This is a genomic window from Shewanella donghaensis, from assembly GCF_007567505.1.
GTDB lineage: Bacteria > Pseudomonadota > Gammaproteobacteria > Enterobacterales > Shewanellaceae > Shewanella > Shewanella donghaensis.
Window position 1 is genome coordinate 305,561 of record NZ_CP041783.1, and the last position, 20,109, is coordinate 325,669.

Consider the following 20,109-nt stretch of genomic DNA (forward strand, 5'->3'; position numbering starts at 1 on the left):
TACACATTTGTCAGTAGAAGGCAGTATTCATGGCAAATCACCCAATATCAGATCGAATAAGTCATCGTTTGCAGCAACTGCAAACCGATGGCTTGCTAAGGCAAAGAAAGTTAGCTGAGTTAGATAAGGCATCGGCTAACAACTTAGCTCCAACAATTCCCAATATTATTGATTTCAGTCACAACGATTACCTTGGTCTGGCCAATGATCCCGAAATGATTGCCGCTATTCATGCTGGCGCGATAAAATATGGTGTGGGCAGTAAAGCCTCGCCATTAGTGTCAGGCTATAGCGACGCCCATCTAAAGCTTGAACAACGCCTATGTGATATTACTGGCCATGAAGCAGGGCTATTATTTTGCTCAGGATTCAGTGCCAACCAAGCGTTAATCAAAACCTTATTTGAAGCAGGCGATGTAATTATTGCCGATAAGCTTATTCATGCATCAGTGATAGACGGCGTAAAAGACAGCGGCGCTTCACTTAAACGTTATAAACATAACGATTTAGCCCATGCTGAGCAGTTACTTAATCGATTCCCAAATAGTGCCTTATTTACCGAAAGTGTTTTTAGTATGGATGGCGATATTGCGCCGTTAAAAGCATTATCAAACCTGTGTAAGCAGCATAATAGCTGGTTAGTGGTTGATGATGCCCATGGTTTTGGTATCGACTATTTTGATCTTGATGACGAAAATGATGAAAACGCGAATAGCAATAGCCTTAACGTTAGTGGTTCAGTCGTTACACCACAATGCGATATTCAAGTCATTACCTTTGGTAAAGCGCTCGGCTGCCAAGGTGCCTGCGTGTTAGCGTCACAGCAAGTGATTGATTATATGGTGGCGCAATCACGTCATTACATTTATTCAACCGCACTTTCGCCTGCCAGTGCGCACTTAGCGCTAACAGCGGTTAATTTAACTCAGTCGCAAACTCATAAAGCATCAACATTACTTGCCAATATCGCACTCTTTAAATCACTTTGTGACGCTAAAAATATAGCCATAACCGAGTCTACAACCGCTATTCAGCCGGTAATAATTGGTGACAGTGAACGCACAGTCACGATAGCTAAGGCATTAAGGGAACAAGGGTTATTGGTCGGCGCGATTAGGCCGCCAACAGTGCCTAAAGGACAAGCAAGGCTGAGAGTGACTATCAATGCCACCCATAATGCTAAGCAAATAATTCAATTAGTTGACGCCTTAGTAGTACAGTTAACATGAGTATTTTAATGAATTTAGAAAACCCTGTAGCGGTTAAATTTTCCCAAGCTGCAGCAACCTATAAGCAGCATGATGTATTGCAGCGGATTACAGCTGGTAGATTAATGCAGCTTGCTAGTGCAGGGGATACAGCAGACGTTGCGTTAAAAGGGCATTTACTGGATTTAGGCTGTGGACCCGGTACTGACTTTAATATTAATAAAGGTCGTGTTACGAAAGTAACAGCTGTGGACCTCTCTGCAGAAATGCTAAAAGCCGTGCAGCAATCGTTTCCTCAATATCACACTATTTGTGCCGATGCAGCCAGCCTTCCTATAGCGGCTAGCAGCATGGACTGCATCTACTCCAACCTAGTATTGCAGTGGTGTGGTGATTTAAATCAGGTGTTCAGCGAGCTTAATCGAGTATTAACACCTCGGAGTGAAGCACTGATTAGTGTGGTAAGTGATGGCAGTCTTTCAGAGCTTGAAACTTTAGGGCTAGGCCATAATGCCTTTCGGCATCTAGATGACATTATTGCCGCGATTGATACCACTCAATGGCAAATTCTATTTGCTGAGACCACAACCGAACAAGTGCATTTTACCGATTTAAAGGCATTACTTTATTCCATTAAAGGTGTTGGCGCTTCAGTGAGTGAATACCAAGATAAAACCTTAGCAGCCAAAAATAACAGTCGATTACGTGGCCGAAAAGATTGGCTCGCGTTAGTGGATAAAGCGGAAAAGTTACGTGAAGCAAACGGTTTACCTTTAAGCTATAACATCAGCTATTTAAGACTCGCCAAACGCTAAACTTAGCCAATTTGATAAAAAATAGGGCATATCTCGATGATTTACTTTGTGACAGGAACGGACACCGATAGCGGTAAAACCCTTATATCATCGGCATTGCTTAATCTTGCTAGCAGACAAGCTTTAGTTGTTAATGAAAAACCTAAAACCCTCGGTGTAAAACCCATCGCTTCAGGCTGCATAGAAACAGATGCAGGGCTTCGTAATAGCGACGCACTGAGTCTAATTGAACAATCTACTATTTCGCTCGATTACAATAAAATAAACCCTATCGCATTCAAACCTGCCATTGCGCCGCATATTGCTGCAAAGCAACAAGGGGTGAATTTAACCGCCAATGCCGTGGTTGATTTATTGCCAATCGATGTACTCAATAGTGCCGACTTCGCATTAATTGAAGGTGCTGGTGGTTGGCGATTACCTTTAAGCAAAGGTCAATACTTATCGCAATCAGTACAGCAACTTTCACAGCAAAATGATGTTGGTATTATTTTGGTAGTGGGCATGAAACTCGGTTGCCTTAACCATGCTTTATTAACCCAAGAAGCCATTGAAGCTGACGGGCTTAACATTGCAGGTTGGGTCGCCAATCAAGTTGACCCTGAAATGAGTGAAATAGATGAGAACTTATCAAGCTTACAAGCATTAATGAAAGCGCCATACTTGGGTTATGTGCCGCATTTAATTGAGCCAACTGCTTTAAATGCCGCTGAGCATATTGATAATTCAGCGCTATAGGGTTTTAAATTTTAGCTTTAGTGTTTGCCTTTTTAGCTTACAAGTAATAGCTTTTAGCATTTGATATTTTCAAGGAGAGAAATCATCGAATTCGCCCCAGAGTTTACCCAAGCTGAGAAAATACGCCGAGTGACATTGTATGCTTTACTCGGGGCTTTAATCGTCATAACTCATAACAAGTGGGTGTTTCCCTATATTTCTTGGTATGCGACTACTGCTCACTGTCATACTCCTTTCGGTTTTTCTGGCATTACAGTGCTTTGGTATTCAGTCTTTGTCGGTCTACCTATCTTCTGTTTTTTTCTGGTGAGTTTTTCACTGTTGCCGATGGGAATTAAAGGTTTACAAGAGCAACAGTTTCCACCCATGGGCGTTAAGGTATACAAGCCCACTCCGATACTTCGCGGCTGGAAAGCAAAACTTAAATCATTGTCATGCATTGCGTTACCTATATTCTTTATTGGCCTTGGTGTTTGGGGCTGTTTTCAAGCTGATAAAATGCCGAAAACACCTCCTGCAGATATGGATTTTAGTATTTGTGATGGTTCGTATCTGCCAAAAACGGTTAATGATGTTTAGCGCGTTATTTAAAATTACAGATAATAACATTGGAGTCTTTGTTGCTTAGTCAAAAATATCGAGATGAACTCGAGTCGCTTTTAATCAAAGGGTTTACTCCTGCTGGTTATAACGTCACTAAAAATATTGAACTAGACCCTATTCCTGAAAGTGCTCAATATGGAGGACTCACTTTCTCTATAAATGACCACAATATAATTTACCGAAAGGGGAAGGTGACTGCAGATAGACCTGGTGCTTTTCTCGCTATTTGGCAACGTCCATCACCTTGTTATTCAGGAAGTCATAAGCCCATTCCATATAGCACTAATGATCTCGACTTTTTATTTGTACAGGTAGAAGCGCATTCTGTTTCGACCAATAAAGATAATGTCATAGAAATACCACAGTCCGGACTATTTATCTTTCCAGTATCACTGCTGGTGAAAAAAGGGATCATTTCAACAGACATAAGCAAAGGCAAAACTGGATTTAGAGTGTTTCCCCCTTGGAGTGATGACAGAGGTGAGGTTGGTACTCAGGTGTTTTCAGCCTCAGGGAGAAAAACTCAGCGTTGGCAATTACCTTATTTTATTGAGATAGATGAAAATAGCTCGATAGATGCAGGTAAATTAACCAGCATCATTACTCAAAAATAATATTAACGGTATAAATGCAGATATAACTCTCTGCCCAGTTGTTTGAACTATTCTATTCAACAATCAGCATAATGTGATGACTTCCTCTTACTGATTAACGATAAATCGTTAATTTTAGGTCGCTTCAATTTCTCTTTCTACTCAAATTATCCTTGATACATGAACTCTACATTGTTGTTAAATAAGCTCGTAAAGGTTAACGCTGTTTAATGATTCTTTAAATTACCGTTAATCCTTTGAAGCTGTTTATAAGAAAAGGCTTAAGTTTAATTATCAAGGATTAATATTGGGATCGTGATCGCTATGTAAAAAAATCTTCATGGTAGACTCCTGCGCCATTAAAGATGAGATTAATTCCTATTAAGTTTTATTTAAGGATTGCGATGATGAAACCACTTTCTGTTAAATTAATTAGTGCTGCAATTGCTGCGGCATTATCCCCTCAAGTTATAGCGGATACAGGTGAAGTTGTATCGCAAGAAGAAATTAAACAATCTATTTCAAATTTTCACGAAGTGATTGTTATTTCGGGCTCTCGTATGGAGCAAACTCTGGATCAAGTTGCTGGTTCAGTAGTAGTGATAGATGAGGAAGCTATTGCACGTAATTTGACATCAGATTTTTCGACTTTATTCCAAAAAGAAGCTGCTGTTGATGTAAAAGGCGGTGCAGGTAAGCCAAGTTCAGTGACGATTCGTGGCATTGGTGGCAATCGTGTGATGATGGTCAAAGATGGTGTTCGTGTGAACAACCAATATGCTTCACCATTAGGCCCTGGTGCTGAAGGCACCGGCCGTGGATTAACTGAAGTTGAAGGCCTAAAGCAAGTTGAAGTACTGAAAGCTGCTGCATCGACTATGTATGGTTCTGACGCACTCGGTGGCGTATTAGTGATGACATCAAAGGATGCTGATGATTACTTACGTGGCGACGATTATTACTTTTCAGCGAATGCGGGTTATACCGGCATGAATGATGAGTACAGTGCAGGCTTCACCAGTGCCTTTTCTGCTGGTGATTTTGATAACTTAGTCACTTATCAACGCCGTGAAGGTGAAGAACAGCAAAACTATGATGGCACCTTGCCTGAAAGTGATTTAGTGACAGATAGTTTTCTCGTTAAAAGTAAGTATCACTTTAACGATGATACCAATTTACAGTTAACCGTTGATTACATGAATCAGCAATTAGATCGTTGGGAAAATAGTGTAGACAATAGTCAGTCAATTGATTATGACCGTCAAACTCAGTCATTAAATACCTCATTGCGCTTACGTTCAACTAAAGAGCGTTCAATTCATGACAATGTCGATTTTGTGTTTTATTACGGAAAAACCGACCAAAGTGAAAAACGCGATTACTATGATGGTACGCAAAGCGGTGCACGTGATATTACCGAGCATCGAGATTACCAATTTGATGAGTACCGTGTTGGTTTCGCCAGTACGTTTGCTAAATCTTTGTCATTAACTGGCCATGACCACAACATTATTTATGGTGTCGATGTTGAACAGTCAGAAATGAGTCGTCCACGTGATTACCAAGTGATGGATGATGCAGGGAATTGGGTTCCTTCTGATACTGATACTTTCTCATTTGCTGATACTAAGAGCTTACGTGTTGGTGCGTTTGTTCAGGATGATATTACTTTTTATGACGGTAAATTGAATGCCATTTTAGGTTTACGTTATGACTATTTCAGAAATACTCCTGATCAACAACAAGCTGAAGAAGCAGGTCGTGACCCCGCTGATTTTAATGAAATGAGTGATGGTTTTTGGTCTCCTAAGCTTGGCCTTGTATATCACATGACGCCAAACGTTAATGTGTATGCACAGTATGCTTATGGTTACAAAATGCCAACTCCTGATCAAAAATGGGGTGAGCTAGAAGTAAAAGATGGCAAAATGCCGTTTCCTGTAATGATACAAGCTAACTATGACTTAGAATCTGAGTCAAGTCATACCATCGAAGTAGGTGTGCGTGGTCATCACGGCGATACTCAATACGAGTTCACTACGTTTTATACCCAAGCTAATGATTATATTGATTGGGAATTCGTTGGTTGTGGTGGCATGTTAGGTTGTGCTTTACCAACCTCATTAGAGTACCGTTATATTAACTACGATAAAGTGACCTTGTATGGTGCTGAAGCGTCATTTCGTCAGTGGTTAAATGATGATATTGAAGTCTGGGGTAACATTGCTTATACCCACGGTGAAGATGAAAATGGCGATTACTTAAATTCAGTTAGTCCTTTAAAAGGCAATGTCGGGGTTAACTATTACGCTAATATTGCTAATAAAGAAGTCGATTTTGGTTTAACTGCACGTTTTGCAGACAAAATGGATCGCACTACGGATTTAGATATTTTCCCGCTTCCTATTCCAGGCATGGATTTCAACGAAGTATTTAACACCGCAGGCTATGCCGTGTTTGATGTGACTGCGAATGTGATGTTAAGTGATAACTGGACGTTGCGTACTGGTGTGTTCAATATATTTGATACTGAATACATCGAGTACTCAGATGTTGCAGGACAATCTAAGTTCCTAATGAGCAATTTGGGTGTAACGGAAGACACTTATACCCAAGTTGGCCGTTATTTCAGCGTAAAAGTTAATTACACGTTCTAGACTGATACTAAGAAATTATTAGTCTTGAGCTAAAAAAGCCTTAAATCTAGATGGATTTAAGGCTTTTTTATTTCTAATGTCTAGCTGACTTAATCAAGGTAACTGCTTAAATCACTACCTACTGTAATTTCAATCTCTTGTTGTTTACCATGGAATAAATAAGCGGGTTTATCACCTATTAACGACAATTTATCTCCTTGACGCCATAGTGCTGTGCCTTCTTGAATACCAATAACCGGTGTTAATGGATCAACCTTGGTAAATTCTAGTAAACGCTGTGCGCGGGTTTCGCCATTATGACCAGGAGCTTGGTAATTGGTGTAATGAGGGTTTAGCTGAAAAGGCAGTAATTTAAGACCTGTGAATGACGCTGGCTCAACAATAGGCATATCATTAGTGGTTCGGATGCTTAGCCCGGTAATGTTTGACCCAGCGCTCCAACCGACATAAGGCTTACCATTAGACACTTGTTCATTGATTAAATGAATAAGGTCGTAGCGGTAAAGCTCATTCAACAACTGGAAGGTATTACCGCCGCCAACAAAAATACCATCAGCGTCTTTAATCGCCTGCTTAGGTTCACTATGTTGGTGAATACTGGTGATGTGAATATTAAGCTCGGCAAGGCCTTTCGTTACCATCTCTAGATATTGGTCGTAATCTATACTAACACCGGCATAAGGGATAAAAATCCAATTTTTGGCATGTGCTGTCAGCGGTTTGATGTATTCAATCGCGTGGGCTAAATAGGGCGTATCGCCTTCTCTTGAGCTGCTGAGCATGAGTGCATTCATTGCCATGATTAAATCCTTTAACTGATTAAATTAATTATTGTTGTGCTTAAATTGATATTAACAAAGATTAATTGGATTCAATAGGACATAGCTAAGGTTTTGAGTAAATGTCAGTGTGATTTAAGTTTAGGTTAATACTCTCTGCCTAGACTCTCCGGCCTGATAAATTAAGTGTTCAGCTTAGGTTAGGGTTGGGAGTGGTATTCTCTTATTAAATTTGACATTTTATGTCACATTTTTAGATATCAACCTTGAAAATTGAAATTTTGGACATATTATGTCTTTAAGCGTTTAAGAATACACTATTGTTTAAATCAGCTTGTTTTTGCAGCCTAGTACTAAAAATAAACCCTAGTGTTTAAATTGAATCCTAGTCATTTAAGTAAACCAAAGTATTAAATATTAGACTTTGTGTTTGAATCGGCATCTATGCCAGATAGGAGTTGTAATGTTACGAATTTTTTTATTAATTGGCACTAACTTAGCCATTTTGCTTGTAGCATCGATTGTGATGTCTTTGCTAGGTGTTAGTACCTCAAGCATGAGTGGGTTATTAATTTTTGCTGCTATGTTTGGTTTTGGCGGCGCGTTTGTCAGTTTAGCTATCTCAAAGTGGATGGCAAAGAAAACCATGGGCTGTGAAGTCATTACCACACCTCGTGATAATACTGAACGTTGGTTAGTTGAAACGGTAACTCGTCAAGCTAAGCAAGCAGGCATTAAAATGCCAGAAGTTGCTATTTATCAATCTGAAGAAATGAATGCTTTTGCAACTGGACCGAGTAGAGATAATGCGCTTGTTGCGGTAAGTTCAGGCCTACTTTACGGCATGACTCAAGACGAAATTGAAGGTGTACTGGCTCATGAAGTCAGTCACGTAGCCAACGGTGACATGGTAACTTTGACGCTAATTCAAGGCGTTGTGAACACTTTTGTTATTTTTGCAGCCCGCGTAGTCGCAGGTATTGTGAATAACGTTGTAGCTAATAACAGTGAAGACGGTGAAGGCCTAGGCATGTTTGCTTACATGGCAGTCGTATTCGTGATGGATATGTTATTTGGTATTCTTGCATCAATGATCGTAGCTTACTTCTCTCGTATTCGTGAGTTCAAAGCTGATGAAGGCGCAGCAAAACTTGCCAGCAAAGAGAAAATGATTGCTGCTTTGGAGCGCTTAAAAACCGGTCCTGAAACCGGCGCTATGCCAGCACAGATGTCGGCTTTAGGCATTAACGGTAAGCGTTCAATGGCTGAATTCTTGATGAGTCACCCACCATTAGAAAAGCGTATTAGTGCATTAAAAAATAGCTAATCGATTAATCTAAATAGAAAAAGGAGCCGCTTGGCTCCTTTTTTATTGCTTTCTTTTTGTGATTTAATCGTTAGAATAACCCCACTTTTATTATGTTGTTACATTGTGTAACAGATAAGGAAGTCTTAGGTGATTGTTAAACTTACTCACTTGTATTTAGTGTTGCTAAATCAACCAGTGTTAGCTAAGTTTATATATGAGCAGAAGAATGTCGTGCTGATAAATGATATGAATGAAAGTTACATTGATGAGAGCTTTTTCGATTATCACAACTGGAGGGTACTATAGTGAGCAATAAAATTCTTGTAGCATTGTTTGCAGCAGCTTTAGCTGTATTAACTTTGTCGTCGAACGCTTTTGCTGCAGATGAAAATCTTGCAGATTTCCATTCTGATATGGGTGGCTGTGAAAGTTGTCATGCAGATGGTGAACCATCAGCTGATGGCGCATATGAATTCGAACAGTGTCAAGACTGTCACGGAACACTTGCGGAAATGGACGAAAATCATACGCCGCATGATGGCATGTTAATGTGTGCTGATTGTCATGCTCCACATGACATGAATGTAGGTGATGTACCTACATGTGATAGCTGCCATGATGATGGCCGTGTTGCTAAATAACTGATGTTTATTTAGATTTCACTTAATGATTTTAAAAGCGCTGATTATTCAGCGCTTTTTTATTGGGTCAATTTTAAATCTACAATAATGGATCGACTCAGTTGCAGTCATTTAGCCATGATATTGAATTAATCATGAACCTCGTAAAATTAAGCTCTTCAGGTTTTTAGCATATCTTGTACTCTTAAACTCAAGTTTAGTTGTGATTTAACTTCCATAAACTACCTCTAAAGAGGTAGTTTATTTGTAGTGTTATCAATGACATGCGCATTTTTGGTGCGGTTTTGTGCACCTATGTCGAACATGTAGCAGCGAGTATGCGCTACAAAATAGACAAATCTATTAAAAATCATAACATTAGTAATTGGCACAAGATTTGCGATGTTATTCACATTAAAAACGAGTGAGTAAAAGGAAGTCGCATGTCTAATATCCAATCGAGTTGTGCTTATTGTGGGGTCGGCTGCGGTATAAGCTTAACGCCTAGTGCAAAAAGCAGCATTGGATTTGAGCTTGAGGGTGATATGAATCATCCAGCGAATAAAGGTCAGTTATGTGCCAAAGGCGAGCGCTTATTAGAAAGCTTAGCCCAGCCAAATACACTCAGATATCCCCAATTAAAGTCTGGTAAACCCGTTGAATGGTCTGAAGCGATTTCAACTATTGCTGATACGTTTAAACAAACGATTGCAGAATTTGGTGCCGATTCAGTCGCTTTTTATCTTTCAGGTCAATTATTAACTGAAGACTATTATGTCGCTAATAAACTCGCAAAAGGCTTTATTGGGACTTCAAACGTAGATACCAACTCTCGCTTGTGTATGTCTTCAGCTGTAAGTGCACATATGCGCGCATTTGGAGAGGACGTTGTAGCGGGTTGTTATGACGATTTTGAACAGGCGGAAGTGATTGTACTTGTTGGCGCAAATACAGCTTGGACCCATCCGGTTTTATTTCAACGGATGATTAAAGCCCGCCAGCTTAACGGCACTAAAATTGTTGTGATTGACCCTGCTAAAACAGCAACGGCAAGCCAGGCTGACTTGCATCTTCAAATCGCGCCGGGTACCGATACATTACTGTTTAATGGTTTACTGAATTTTATCGCTAATAACGATAGCTTAAATCAGCCATATATTGATGCGCACACAGAAAACTTCGCGCAAACATTAGTGCATGTGGCTAGTCAAAGCGCTGATTTCGAAAACCTTGCTAAGGACTTATTAGTATCAACCAGTGAGTTATCTGATTTTTATCAGTTGTTTATCGATAACGACAAGGTGATGACTGCTAGCTGCCAAGGTGTAAATCAGTCTGTATCAGGTACTGACACCACCAATGCGATGATTAATTGCCATCTTGCCCTTGGCCATATGGGCCAAGCTGGTAGCGGCTTTCTTTCACTTACCGGACAACCGAATGCAATGGGTGGACGTGAGGTGGGTGGTTTAGCGACGCAGCTTGCATGTCATATGGGCTTTTCTGAACCAGAGCGTCAGTTGTTAGGCGATTTTTGGCAATCTGATGTAATTGCACAAAATAAAGGTTTAACTGCGGTTGAGTTATTTGATGCTATGGCAGAGGGTAAAATTAAAGCGCTGTGGATAATGGGGACCAACCCTTTGGTTTCCATGCCTAATACGCCGAAAATCACTCAAGCATTAGAAACTTGCCCGTTTGTAGTAGTGTCTGAAATTACCCAAGATTCAACAACAGCACAAATGGCTGATGTTTTATTGCCTGCTCAGGGGTGGTCAGAAAAATGTGGCACTGTGACCAACAGTGAGCGTGTTATTACTCGCCAACGTGGATTTATTGCGGCAAAAGGTGCAGCTAAAGCTGACTGGTGGGCATTAGCTGAAGTGGCTAAAGCAATGGGTTTTGAGCAAAGCTTTAGTTTTAACAATAGCGCTGCAGTGTTTAAAGAATTTGCTCAATTATCAAAAACCGTTAAGCAAGCATTCCCGCAAAAGCAGTTTGATTTATCTGGCTTGGCTGAATTAACTGATGCGCAGTATGACGATTTACTACCGACCCAATGGCCTGTAGCACAAAGCCGTCATATCGGGCTTCATAGCCAGCGTATGTATGCTGATGGTGTGTTTTCTACTGCATCAGGCAAAGCCCAATTTATTGAAACTACAACGCAATCTACTTTAAGCCCGCTAAATGAAACACAAGTAAGATTAAATAGTGGCCGCAGCCGTGATCAATGGCACACCATGACTCGAACTGGCCATGTTGCCAGTCTTCGTGCCAGTATTCCTGAGCCTGTTATTTCGTTGCATCCATCGACATTGAATCAACTCAATCTTGCCGAAGATGACTTTGTCGCTTTTCGTGAGAATTTATCCTTATCTTCAGCCTCTTTAGCTGTATCAAATAGACCAGTAGCAAGAGTGGTTGCCGATGATAATCAAACCCTGGATATGGCCTTTATGTCGATGCATTGGTCAAATCAGTTTTCAATGGGTCAAGGTGTCAACGTTGCACTTGATAGCCAATTCGACCCGCATTCAAAACAACCTGCATTTAAAGGCCAACCCGTTGAATTAATCAAAGTACCGCTGGCACTTCAAGGGGTTATTTTTGGCATTCATGATCCGAAATTACAAGGCGTTAATTGGAATGTGCAGCAAACATTATCAGCAGGTACTTGTCATCATATTGGTTTTGAAGATGCAGACGCGGGTTTTGCATTTCAATCAAGCTTGCACTCATTGAAGTGGACGGTGCGACTGGCTACTCAGCAAATTATTCATGTGCAATGTAACGTTAATAAGAGTCAGTTAGTGTCGCTGAAACTGTTAAGTGAAACGAAGGTCGCGGTGTCATTAGAACCGCTGCATTTATTAATTGGTCAAACGGTTAATGTGGCGTTAATGGGTCAATTACATCAACTGATAAAGGCGGGTAATAGTCCGCTTATATGTGCCTGTACAGGTGTGACCGAAGCCAATATTCAAGATGCCATGCTGCAAAAATTGGATGACAGCGTGTTTAATAAACGCGCTAGTAGCCTAGAACAATCGACTGCGATTACTCACTCCGATTTCGTAAAAGCCTTAGATGAAACGCAAACAGAGTTAGGTTGCGGCAGACAGTGTGGTAGTTGCCATAGTGAAGTCACCCAGTGTGCAAAAGACATTTGGAATATTGGTTTGGCAGACATAGCAGCACAATTACCAGAACAAGAACGAAAATCAACCCAAGAGGAGGTGGCGTGATGAGCCATTCATTAAATAAGCTAGTTAACTTTAATAGAGCATTAGCCTCCAATAATGATTTGATTTCAGGTGAGGTTGAAATTGTCGGCGCGGGTTGTGGCCAGTTAGATTTAATGACGATTAAAGCCGCGAGAATTGTGTCACAAGCAGAAGCACTAGTTTATGACAGCTTAGTGAGTAGTGACATACTTTCATTAGTATCTGTGGATTGTCAGCGTCACTTTGTCGGTAAACGTTGTGGCCAACCAAGCTATAAGCAAGATGACATAAATGCCTTGCTAGCAAAGCTTGCCTTACAAGGGCTTAAGGTCGTGCGCTTAAAAGGTGGTGACCCACATATTTTTGGTCGCGGCGCTGAAGAGTCGTTATATTTGGCAAAATTGGGTATAACCAGCCGTTTTACAGCGGGTATTACCGCAGCGTTAGGCTGTGCTTCTACAACCGGTATTCCGTTAACTTATCGCGGAACCGCTCGTTCAGTGACCTTAGTGACAGGTACTAAATTTGATCAGTCGCCAACCCATTGGAAAGGTTTACTAGAAGCAGAATCAACACTGGTTTTTTACATGGGTAAAGAGCAAGCAACAGCCATTTCAGCAGGCCTTATGGCGGTTAACGCCGATGCTAAATTACCTGTGGCATTTGTCACCAATGGCGGCAGACCTAATCAATTAATTACCTATGCCAATGTCTGCAATATGGCTGAACAAGCGACATTAATCAAAGACAGTGGCCCAACGTTAATCATCATTGGTGAGGTGGTTGCTGTAGGTCAGGAGTTAGCGACATTACTGGCAGATATTAAAGCCAATCCACAACCCATGGCAGAGGTTGTAAATGGTTGAACAACAAACCCAAGACATGTTGAACTCAAATGATTTTGACAATCGTAAGCTCGTTAAAGCCCTTGGCAAAGGGATTAAGGGTTGTAGAACACTCAACTTTGAAGAAGCGGCGCATTTAATTAAAGGGTTTTCTGCTGGTGATATTTCCAAGGCGCAAATGGCAGCTGCAATGATGCTAATGCGGGTGCGTGGTGAGTCAGTTGAAGAACTTGCAGGCGTTGCATCAGGTCTAAAACAGTTAGTTTCGCCTCAATGGCAACATATTAACGCTGACATTGACTGGCCGGTATATGCTGGTAAACGTGAACAATTACCTTGGCTGTTACTGGCCGCAAAAATGTTAGTTAAACAGGGTAAAACTCTAGTACTGCATGGTGACAGCCAGTCTTTACCCCATCGACGCCATGTAGAGTCTTATATTGCGGCATTAGCGATTCCGCAATGTAAAACACCTGAGCAAGCGGCTGAAATGCTGGCTGAACATGGGGTTATTTATGTTAACTCCGCTGATTTTATTCCGGTATTAAATGACTGTCGTGCATTACACCAGGAGTTAGGTTTACGCAGCTTAATTCAAATGTCTGTTCGTTGTGTTAACCCATGCAATGCCCCTTTTAGTTTACGTAGTTTTTTTCACCCCGGTTTAGACTCCTTGCATCATCAGGTTGCACAATTAATGACAGAAAAATCTGTAAAAAATGCTGATGGGCAAACTGAATTTCAAGCTACTGATATTGCTATTTTTAAAGGCTTACAGGGTGAAACAGAAGTTAATCCAAGGGTCAGCACAAAAGTGAATTTGCTTCGTTTTGATGCAAACAATATAGCTAAACTCAGCTCATTTGATTTGCCAACCCAGTTAGAGGCCTTTGTTGGTGCAAAAGTCGGCCAGTCAGATTTAGATGTAGTCGTGCTTGCACAGCTTTGGCGCGGTGAAGACATAGCAGAAAAGGATTTATCCACCACGCAATTACAACAAGCAATTGCCAGTATTACTGCCACAATGGCATTGGTAAATGTGCTGATATCCAAAGAGTTAATGATAAGTGATGCTTTAAAACAGGCTAAAAAAGCATGGTTTAATCGCACTCAAAATATGAGTAAAAATATGTGCATACCCAGTAACCTTTGGGATTCACCTGAACAGGCGAGTCGCTCAATAAATCTTGGCGCAGGGAGTTAAGCTTATGGTGAATTATATCTATCGCGATCCTTCATTTAATAATGATGCATTATTTAACGATTATATTACGCAATTAAGCCAGTCAGAATCTTGTATTGAAGTGACTTCATTGAGCGAATTAGAAAAAAATGTTCTTAGTGGTAAAGGCTTATGTTTGATATTTTTAACTCATGAATTGCAGGCGTTACAGCAAGCCTTTATTGGTCGTTTACTTTCAAGTACGGCATTGCCACTTATTGTCAATGCCCATGTATGGAATGACGATAATGTCGCCAGTTTATTGTCATGTGGCAGGGTGACATTTGTACCAGAACAGCTGTCATCTACCCGATTAATGTCGCTATTAAACCTTGCAAAAATTCGCTTTAACAATGCCTCTAACATGCTTGAAAAAGTGAAAATTCTTGATGAAAAGTGCTCATCAATGAGGTTTGTATCAAAAGCAAAATCCTTATTGCAACAGCAAGGTATTACCGAAAAAGTGGCTCATGAACTGATCCAGCAGCAAGCGATGAGTCATGGGATTACGGTGGCTGAAATGGCGCAGAAAATAATTACTGCAGCGCAGCAAATTAAAGCAAACAAGATAGATGCAGATCAAGATGATGCAAAGCGTTCGCACCAATTTGGTGCGAACGCTCCTGCAATGAACAGAGTAGTATCATAACTGTTAAGGGTAATAAAATAAAATTATTAATAATCAGTTGTTTACGTTACTTTTCTTGTTGGCACGGTCAATGCAAACAATAAATTAGTGATAAAAAATGAATAATGGGTAACGACTTGTTCGTTTAGATAATACAAATTCAAATTAAGTAATCAACCAGCAGAAGCAATGGCGTTTCAATCTGTGTTGTTAGTTAATTAAATCAGTTTAAACAGTTTATATTGAAAATTTGAATGTTCTTGGCAATGGCGCCAGCTCTGTTAACGCAGAGACTGGCGCTTTTTTGTTTTTAGGGCTTCAAAATAAAATTAAGGAGCCTTTCATGGCTAATGCAGCAGCTTCGGCTAATTCAACATCAATAGAGAAAGCAAAATCTAAGCTTGTAGTGATCGGTAATGGCATGGTTGGCCATCACTTTATTGAGCAATTATGTAGCCAAGGGTTGCAGCAGCAATTTGATATAGAGGTGTTTGGTGAAGAGCCTCGTCCTGCATATGACCGTGTGCAACTTTCAAAGTACTTTGAAACGGGCAGTGCTGATGAGCTAATGCTGACAAGTGCTCAGGATTATTTAGATTGGGGCGTGACGCTGCATTTGGATACGCGCATTACGGCGATTGATACAGCCAATAAAACGGTGACGACTGAAGCGGGCGTTACCACTTCATATGACAGTTTAGTACTGGCAACAGGTTCTTATCCTTTTGTACCACCAATAGCAGGTAACGACCGCGAAAGCTGTGTTGTATACCGAACCATTGAAGATTTACAAGATATTGAAGCGGCAGCGAAAAAATCAAAAGTGGGCGTGGTAGTGGGTGGTGGCTTATTAGGACTTGAAGCGGCGAATGCATTAATGGCACTTGGGGTAACGACTCATGTGGTTGAGTTTGCACCGCAGTTAATGCCAGTACAGTTAAATGATAAAGCGGGCGATTTACTTAAAAGTAAAATTAATGAGTTAGGTGTATCTGTTCATACCTCTAAAGCCACCACGGCAATTATCGACGGTGAAAGCGCAGTACATCGCATGACATTCAATGATGACAGTTTCCTTGAAACTGACATGATTGTTTTCTCTGCGGGTATTCGTCCTCAAGATGCATTAGCACGTAGCAGTGGCTTGAAAATGGGTGAGCGCGGCGGTATTTCAATTGATGATAACTGCTTAACCTCTGCACCTGATGTATATGCCATTGGTGAATGTGCCTTATGGCAAAACCGTATTTTTGGCTTGGTTGCACCGGGTTATCAAATGGCGCGTGTTGCGGTATCGTATATTGCCGCTAGCGCAGCAGAAGAGTCTACATCTGCTATAGCGTTCACGGGTGCAGACATGAGCACTAAATTGAAGTTACTCGGCGTCGATGTTGCTGCAATTGGTGAAAGTCGCGGTTTTGAAAATGCACAATTTGTGGAGTTATCTGATAACCAAACCGGGATTTACAAAAAACTGTGGTTGGATGAAACAGGTAAATTCTTAAAAGGCGCGGTATTAGTGGGTGACAACAGTGACTATAGCCGTTTACTTGATTGTTATTTATCGCAGGATGAAATTGAAGGTAACGCCGTTGAATTACTGCTTGGTGGTGATGAATCTGCAGTTGATTTAAAAGACTCTTCAATTGTTTGTTCATGCCATCAAGTGACTAAAGCTGACATCGTTAACTCAGTGAAAGACGGTAACCATACCATTGCTGAAATCAAGTCATGTACCCGAGCGGCATCAGGTTGCGGCGGTTGTGCGCCATTAGTTAAACAAATTATGGATGAAGCATTATTGGCCGAAGGCCTAGAGTGTAATACCGGAATTTGTGAGCATTTTGAACACGATAGACAGTCTTTATATCACTTGTGCCAAGTTGAAAATATCACCGATTTTGACACATTGATTACACGTCATGGTAAACATGCAGGTACCAATGCGGTATCGACATTTGGTTGTGATATTTGTAAACCTGCAGCGGGTTCAATCTTTGCATCATTACAAAATAAATATGTATTAAACCAAGATAGCAGCCATGTGCAATTACAAGACACCAATGATGCATATCTAGGTAACTTGCAAAAAGATGGTACTTACTCAGTCGTACCGCGTATTGCCGGCGGTGAAATAACCCCTGATGGCCTAATTGCCATAGGTGCCATTGCCAAAGAATATGACTTGTACACCAAAATAACCGGTGGTCAACGTATCGATTTATTTGGCGCAAAATTATCTGAGTTACCGACTATTTGGGGCAAGTTAATTGATGCTGGCTTTGAAACAGGCCATGCCTACGGTAAATCACTGCGCACAGTTAAGTCGTGTGTTGGCAGCACTTGGTGTCGTTACGGCGTGCAAGATTCAGTGGGCACCGCGATTGATTTAGAGAATCGTTATAAAGGTCTGCGTAGTCCCCATAAGATTAAATTTGCGGTATCGGGTTGTACTCGTGAATGTGCTGAAGCGCAAAGTAAAGATATTGGCGTGATAGCAACTGATAAAGGTTGGAACTTATACGTTGCAGGTAATGGCGGTATGCGTCCTCGTCATGGTGATTTATTTGCTACCGATTTAGATACTGAAACCATGATTAAGTACATCGATAGAGTATTGATGTTTTACATCAAAACAGCTGACAAGTTACAACGTACCTCAACCTGGATGGACTCGTTAGAAGGCGGTTTGGAGTATCTCAAATCAGTGGTTATACAGGATAGTTTAGGTCTAGCTGCTGAGCTTGATAATCAAATGGCAAAAATTGTTGATACTTACCAATGTGAATGGAAAACCAGCCTTGAAAAACCAGAATTCTTGGCGCGCTTTAATGAGTTTGTAAATCCTGACGACAAGCCAGAAGGTGAAACACACCATTATCATCGTGCTCGTGAGCAACGCTTCCCTGTCGCCAAAGCAACAGGAGCTGGCAACATTGCTATTAAAGAAGTTGAATCAGAATCAGAAACTGCGGAGGAATTAGTATGAGTTGGGTGAATGTATGTAATGAGTCTACTTTACCGCAAGGTACCGGTATTGCCGCATGGGTTGCTGGTAAAGCCGTTGCCATTTTTGATTTAGGAAAACACGGTTTATTTGCCATTGATAATGTTGACCCTGCAACAGGTGTGAGTTTGTTAGCGCGTGGACTAATTTGCGAAGTTGAAGGTAACTTGTGTGTTGCTTCTCCGCTTTATAAGCAGCACTACAGCCTAGCAACAGGTGTCTGTCTTGAAGACAGTGCTTTGGTTGCCGCGCCATACGAAATTAAAAAGGAAGCTGGCCAGGTATTGGTTTTAGCTAAATAAGGACGTGCAGTATGAGTTCTCAGAAATTTAATCTATTTTCATTTTCGGGCAAGATGAAAGTCTTGCACCTAAGTTGGGTGGCATTTTTTATCACTTTTGTGGTGTGGTTTAACGCCGCGCCTTTATTAAGTGTTATTGCTGATAGCTTGGGGCTGACAAAATCACAAATCAAAACCTTACTTATTTTGAACGTGGCTTTAACGATTCCAGCTCGCGTTATCATCGGCATGGTCACTGATAAATACGGCCCGAGGCTGACTTACTCGGTACTAATGGGGGTTTGTTCCATTCCCTGTTTTATGTTCGCGGTTGCCGACTCGTTCGAACAATTAGCCATGGCTCGGTTTCTTATTGGGTTTATTGGTGCGGGTTTTGTTATTGGTATTCGTATCGTCAGTGAGTGGTTTCCAGCTAAAGAGTTAGGCACTGCTGAAGGCATATATGGCGGTTGGGGCAACTTTGGTAGTGCAGCTGCTGCATTTACTTTACCAGCGGTTGCTATTTACTTTGGCGGCGAAGATGGCTGGCGCTATGCCATTGGTCTTACTGGTTTAATGAGCTTCTTATTTGCTTTTGTTTATTATTTTAACGTCACTGATACCCCTAAGGGTTCGACTTACTTTAAACCGAAAAAAGCGGGTGGTTTAGAGGTAACCAGTAAAGGTGATTTCGCATTACTAATTTTCATGAAAATCCCGATGTATGCAACACTTGCATTACTGGCATGGAAGTTATCGCCAGCAGGTGTGAGCATGATTGAGCAACAAATGACCTATATCATTTATGCTTCATTAGTCGTCATATTCATTTTTGATGTTTATAAAACCTACGAAGTGAATAAAGATATTTTTGTGAAAGAAGTGCCTGAGTTTGAACGTTATAAGTTTAAACAAGTGGCCGTGCTTAATGTGCTTTACTTCACGACCTTTGGCTCTGAACTGGCTGTAGTATCAATGTTGCCACTGTTTTTTGCTGAGACATTTGATTTAGGGATGGCGCAAGCGGGTATGGTTGCCTCTAGCTATGCCTTTATGAATTTAATGTCTCGTCCGGGCGGTGGTTGGTTAAGTGATAAGTTTGGCCGTAAGACAACATTGATGATTTTAACTGCAGGTCTGGCAATTGGATATTTTGCAGTAAGCCACATTGATGGAACCTGGTCATTACCTTTAGCGATTGTGGTGGTTATGGCGTGTTCATTCTTCGTTCAAGGCGGCGAGGGTGCTGTGTTTGCTGCAGTACCACTCATTAAACGTCGTCTAACGGGGCAAATTGCAGGCATGACAGGCGCTTATGGTAATGTCGGAGCGGTATTCTTTTTAACGGTTTATTCTATGGTGCCGACACCCGTGTTCTTTAATGTGATTGCTGTCAGTGCAGTGCTAGGGTTTATCACTTTATTCTTCATGACTGAACCCAAAGGTCATATGGCTGAGGTGAATGAAAAAGGTGAAGTCACATTGATCAGTGTTAACTAGTTTATATTATTGGCTATTAGTTAATATAAATAATGATAAACGCTATTGTTATTAACCCTGAAAACACCGCTAATCAAT

The 20,109-nt window shown here is 41.0% G+C and carries 16 protein-coding genes; 15 read left to right on the plus strand and 1 reads right to left on the minus strand.

The genetic code is table 11. The features are described from left to right. Window positions 1-29: 29 nt before the first annotated feature. The 6 genes from FPK91_RS01255 to FPK91_RS01280 all read left to right on the plus strand — a co-directional run bounded on the left by FPK91_RS01255 (window position 30) and on the right by FPK91_RS01280 (window position 6,614). Window positions 30-1,229, plus strand: a complete 1,200-nt coding sequence (locus FPK91_RS01255) for an aminotransferase class I/II-fold pyridoxal phosphate-dependent enzyme (RefSeq protein ID WP_144206916.1) — start codon at window positions 30-32, stop codon at window positions 1,227-1,229. An 8-nt stretch (window positions 1,230-1,237) separates the two neighbouring features. Further along, window positions 1,238-2,023, plus strand: a complete 786-nt coding sequence (locus FPK91_RS01260; protein WP_158638058.1) for a methyltransferase domain-containing protein — start codon at window positions 1,238-1,240, stop codon at window positions 2,021-2,023. 39 nt (window positions 2,024-2,062) lie between these two features. After that, window positions 2,063-2,761 carry a dethiobiotin synthase gene (gene bioD, locus FPK91_RS01265; protein WP_168926936.1) on the plus strand — a complete coding sequence of 233 codons (699 nt, stop codon included), beginning with the start codon at window positions 2,063-2,065 and terminating at the stop codon, window positions 2,759-2,761. A gap of 60 nt (window positions 2,762-2,821) precedes the next feature. Continuing rightward, window positions 2,822-3,340 (plus strand): hypothetical protein, encoded by a 519-nt coding sequence (locus FPK91_RS01270; RefSeq protein ID WP_144206921.1) that lies wholly within the window; start codon window positions 2,822-2,824, stop codon window positions 3,338-3,340. A gap of 41 nt (window positions 3,341-3,381) precedes the next feature. Further along, entirely contained in the window at window positions 3,382-3,978 is a 597-nt protein-coding gene (locus FPK91_RS01275; RefSeq protein WP_227006653.1) for a MepB family protein, read from the plus strand. A 383-nt stretch (window positions 3,979-4,361) separates the two neighbouring features. Beyond that, window positions 4,362-6,614 (plus strand): TonB-dependent hemoglobin/transferrin/lactoferrin family receptor, encoded by a 2,253-nt coding sequence (locus tag FPK91_RS01280; RefSeq protein ID WP_227006654.1) that lies wholly within the window; start codon window positions 4,362-4,364, stop codon window positions 6,612-6,614. Between the two features lie 89 nt (window positions 6,615-6,703). Here the strand turns inward: FPK91_RS01280 and pepE are convergent, their stop codons facing one another. Further along, window positions 6,704-7,414 carry a dipeptidase PepE gene (pepE, locus tag FPK91_RS01285; protein ID WP_144206925.1) on the minus strand — a complete coding sequence of 237 codons (711 nt, stop codon included), beginning with the start codon at window positions 7,412-7,414 and terminating at the stop codon, window positions 6,704-6,706. Between the two features lie 442 nt (window positions 7,415-7,856). Here pepE and htpX point away from each other — a divergent pair, with 442 nt between their 5' ends. From htpX to FPK91_RS01330, 9 genes are all read left to right on the plus strand, one after another. Next, a complete protein-coding gene (gene htpX, locus FPK91_RS01290) occupies window positions 7,857-8,720 on the plus strand; it encodes a protease HtpX (RefSeq protein ID WP_144206927.1) in 864 nt (287 codons plus the stop codon). Window positions 8,721-9,007: 287 nt separating this feature from the next. Then, on the plus strand, window positions 9,008-9,343 hold the full coding sequence (gene cctA / locus FPK91_RS01295) for a tetraheme c-type cytochrome CctA (protein WP_144206929.1): 336 nt from the start codon (window positions 9,008-9,010) through the stop codon (window positions 9,341-9,343). 422 nt (window positions 9,344-9,765) lie between these two features. Then, window positions 9,766-12,570: a nitrate reductase gene (locus FPK91_RS01300; protein ID WP_144206932.1), complete on the plus strand. Its 2,805-nt coding sequence runs from the start codon at window positions 9,766-9,768 to the stop codon at window positions 12,568-12,570. After that, entirely contained in the window at window positions 12,570-13,415 is an 846-nt protein-coding gene (gene cobA, locus FPK91_RS01305; protein ID WP_144206934.1) for a uroporphyrinogen-III C-methyltransferase, read from the plus strand. The genes FPK91_RS01300 and cobA overlap by 1 nt, the downstream gene beginning before the upstream one ends. Beyond that, window positions 13,408-14,598: a glycosyl transferase gene (locus tag FPK91_RS01310; RefSeq protein ID WP_144206936.1), complete on the plus strand. Its 1,191-nt coding sequence runs from the start codon at window positions 13,408-13,410 to the stop codon at window positions 14,596-14,598. The genes cobA and FPK91_RS01310 overlap by 8 nt, the downstream gene beginning before the upstream one ends. Window positions 14,599-14,602: 4 nt before the next feature. Next, entirely contained in the window at window positions 14,603-15,265 is a 663-nt protein-coding gene (locus tag FPK91_RS01315) for an ANTAR domain-containing response regulator (RefSeq protein WP_144206938.1), read from the plus strand. Window positions 15,266-15,587: 322 nt separating this feature from the next. Continuing rightward, window positions 15,588-18,233 carry a nitrite reductase large subunit NirB gene (gene nirB, locus FPK91_RS01320; protein ID WP_144206940.1) on the plus strand — a complete coding sequence of 882 codons (2,646 nt, stop codon included), beginning with the start codon at window positions 15,588-15,590 and terminating at the stop codon, window positions 18,231-18,233. After that, on the plus strand, window positions 18,230-18,553 hold the full coding sequence (nirD, locus tag FPK91_RS01325) for a nitrite reductase small subunit NirD (protein WP_144206942.1): 324 nt from the start codon (window positions 18,230-18,232) through the stop codon (window positions 18,551-18,553). The genes nirB and nirD overlap by 4 nt, the downstream gene beginning before the upstream one ends. 11 nt (window positions 18,554-18,564) lie before the next feature. Beyond that, complete coding sequence (locus FPK91_RS01330; protein ID WP_144206944.1) at window positions 18,565-20,031, plus strand: NarK family nitrate/nitrite MFS transporter; 1,467 nt, start codon at window positions 18,565-18,567, stop codon at window positions 20,029-20,031. The last annotated feature ends 78 nt before the right edge of the window (window positions 20,032-20,109 follow it).

Excerpts from the sequence above, each read along its gene's own strand:
- FPK91_RS01310 (WP_144206936.1), top strand. The coding sequence starts at position 13,408 with ATGGTTGAACAACAAACCCAAGACATGTTGAACTCAAATGATTTTGAC.
- nirD (WP_144206942.1), top strand. The coding sequence starts at position 18,230 with ATGAGTTGGGTGAATGTATGTAATGAGTCTACTTTACCGCAAGGTACC.
- nirB (WP_144206940.1), top strand. The coding sequence starts at position 15,588 with ATGGCTAATGCAGCAGCTTCGGCTAATTCAACATCAATAGAGAAAGCA.
- FPK91_RS01330 (WP_144206944.1), top strand. The coding sequence starts at position 18,565 with ATGAGTTCTCAGAAATTTAATCTATTTTCATTTTCGGGCAAGATGAAA.
- FPK91_RS01315 (WP_144206938.1), top strand. The coding sequence starts at position 14,603 with ATGGTGAATTATATCTATCGCGATCCTTCATTTAATAATGATGCATTA.
- cobA (WP_144206934.1), top strand. The coding sequence starts at position 12,570 with ATGAGCCATTCATTAAATAAGCTAGTTAACTTTAATAGAGCATTAGCC.
- FPK91_RS01280 (WP_227006654.1), top strand. The coding sequence starts at position 4,362 with ATGATGAAACCACTTTCTGTTAAATTAATTAGTGCTGCAATTGCTGCG.
- pepE (WP_144206925.1), bottom strand. The coding sequence starts at position 7,414 with ATGGCAATGAATGCACTCATGCTCAGCAGCTCAAGAGAAGGCGATACG.
- htpX (WP_144206927.1), top strand. The coding sequence starts at position 7,857 with ATGTTACGAATTTTTTTATTAATTGGCACTAACTTAGCCATTTTGCTT.
- FPK91_RS01300 (WP_144206932.1), top strand. The coding sequence starts at position 9,766 with ATGTCTAATATCCAATCGAGTTGTGCTTATTGTGGGGTCGGCTGCGGT.
- FPK91_RS01260 (WP_158638058.1), top strand. The coding sequence starts at position 1,238 with ATGAATTTAGAAAACCCTGTAGCGGTTAAATTTTCCCAAGCTGCAGCA.
- FPK91_RS01255 (WP_144206916.1), top strand. The coding sequence starts at position 30 with ATGGCAAATCACCCAATATCAGATCGAATAAGTCATCGTTTGCAGCAA.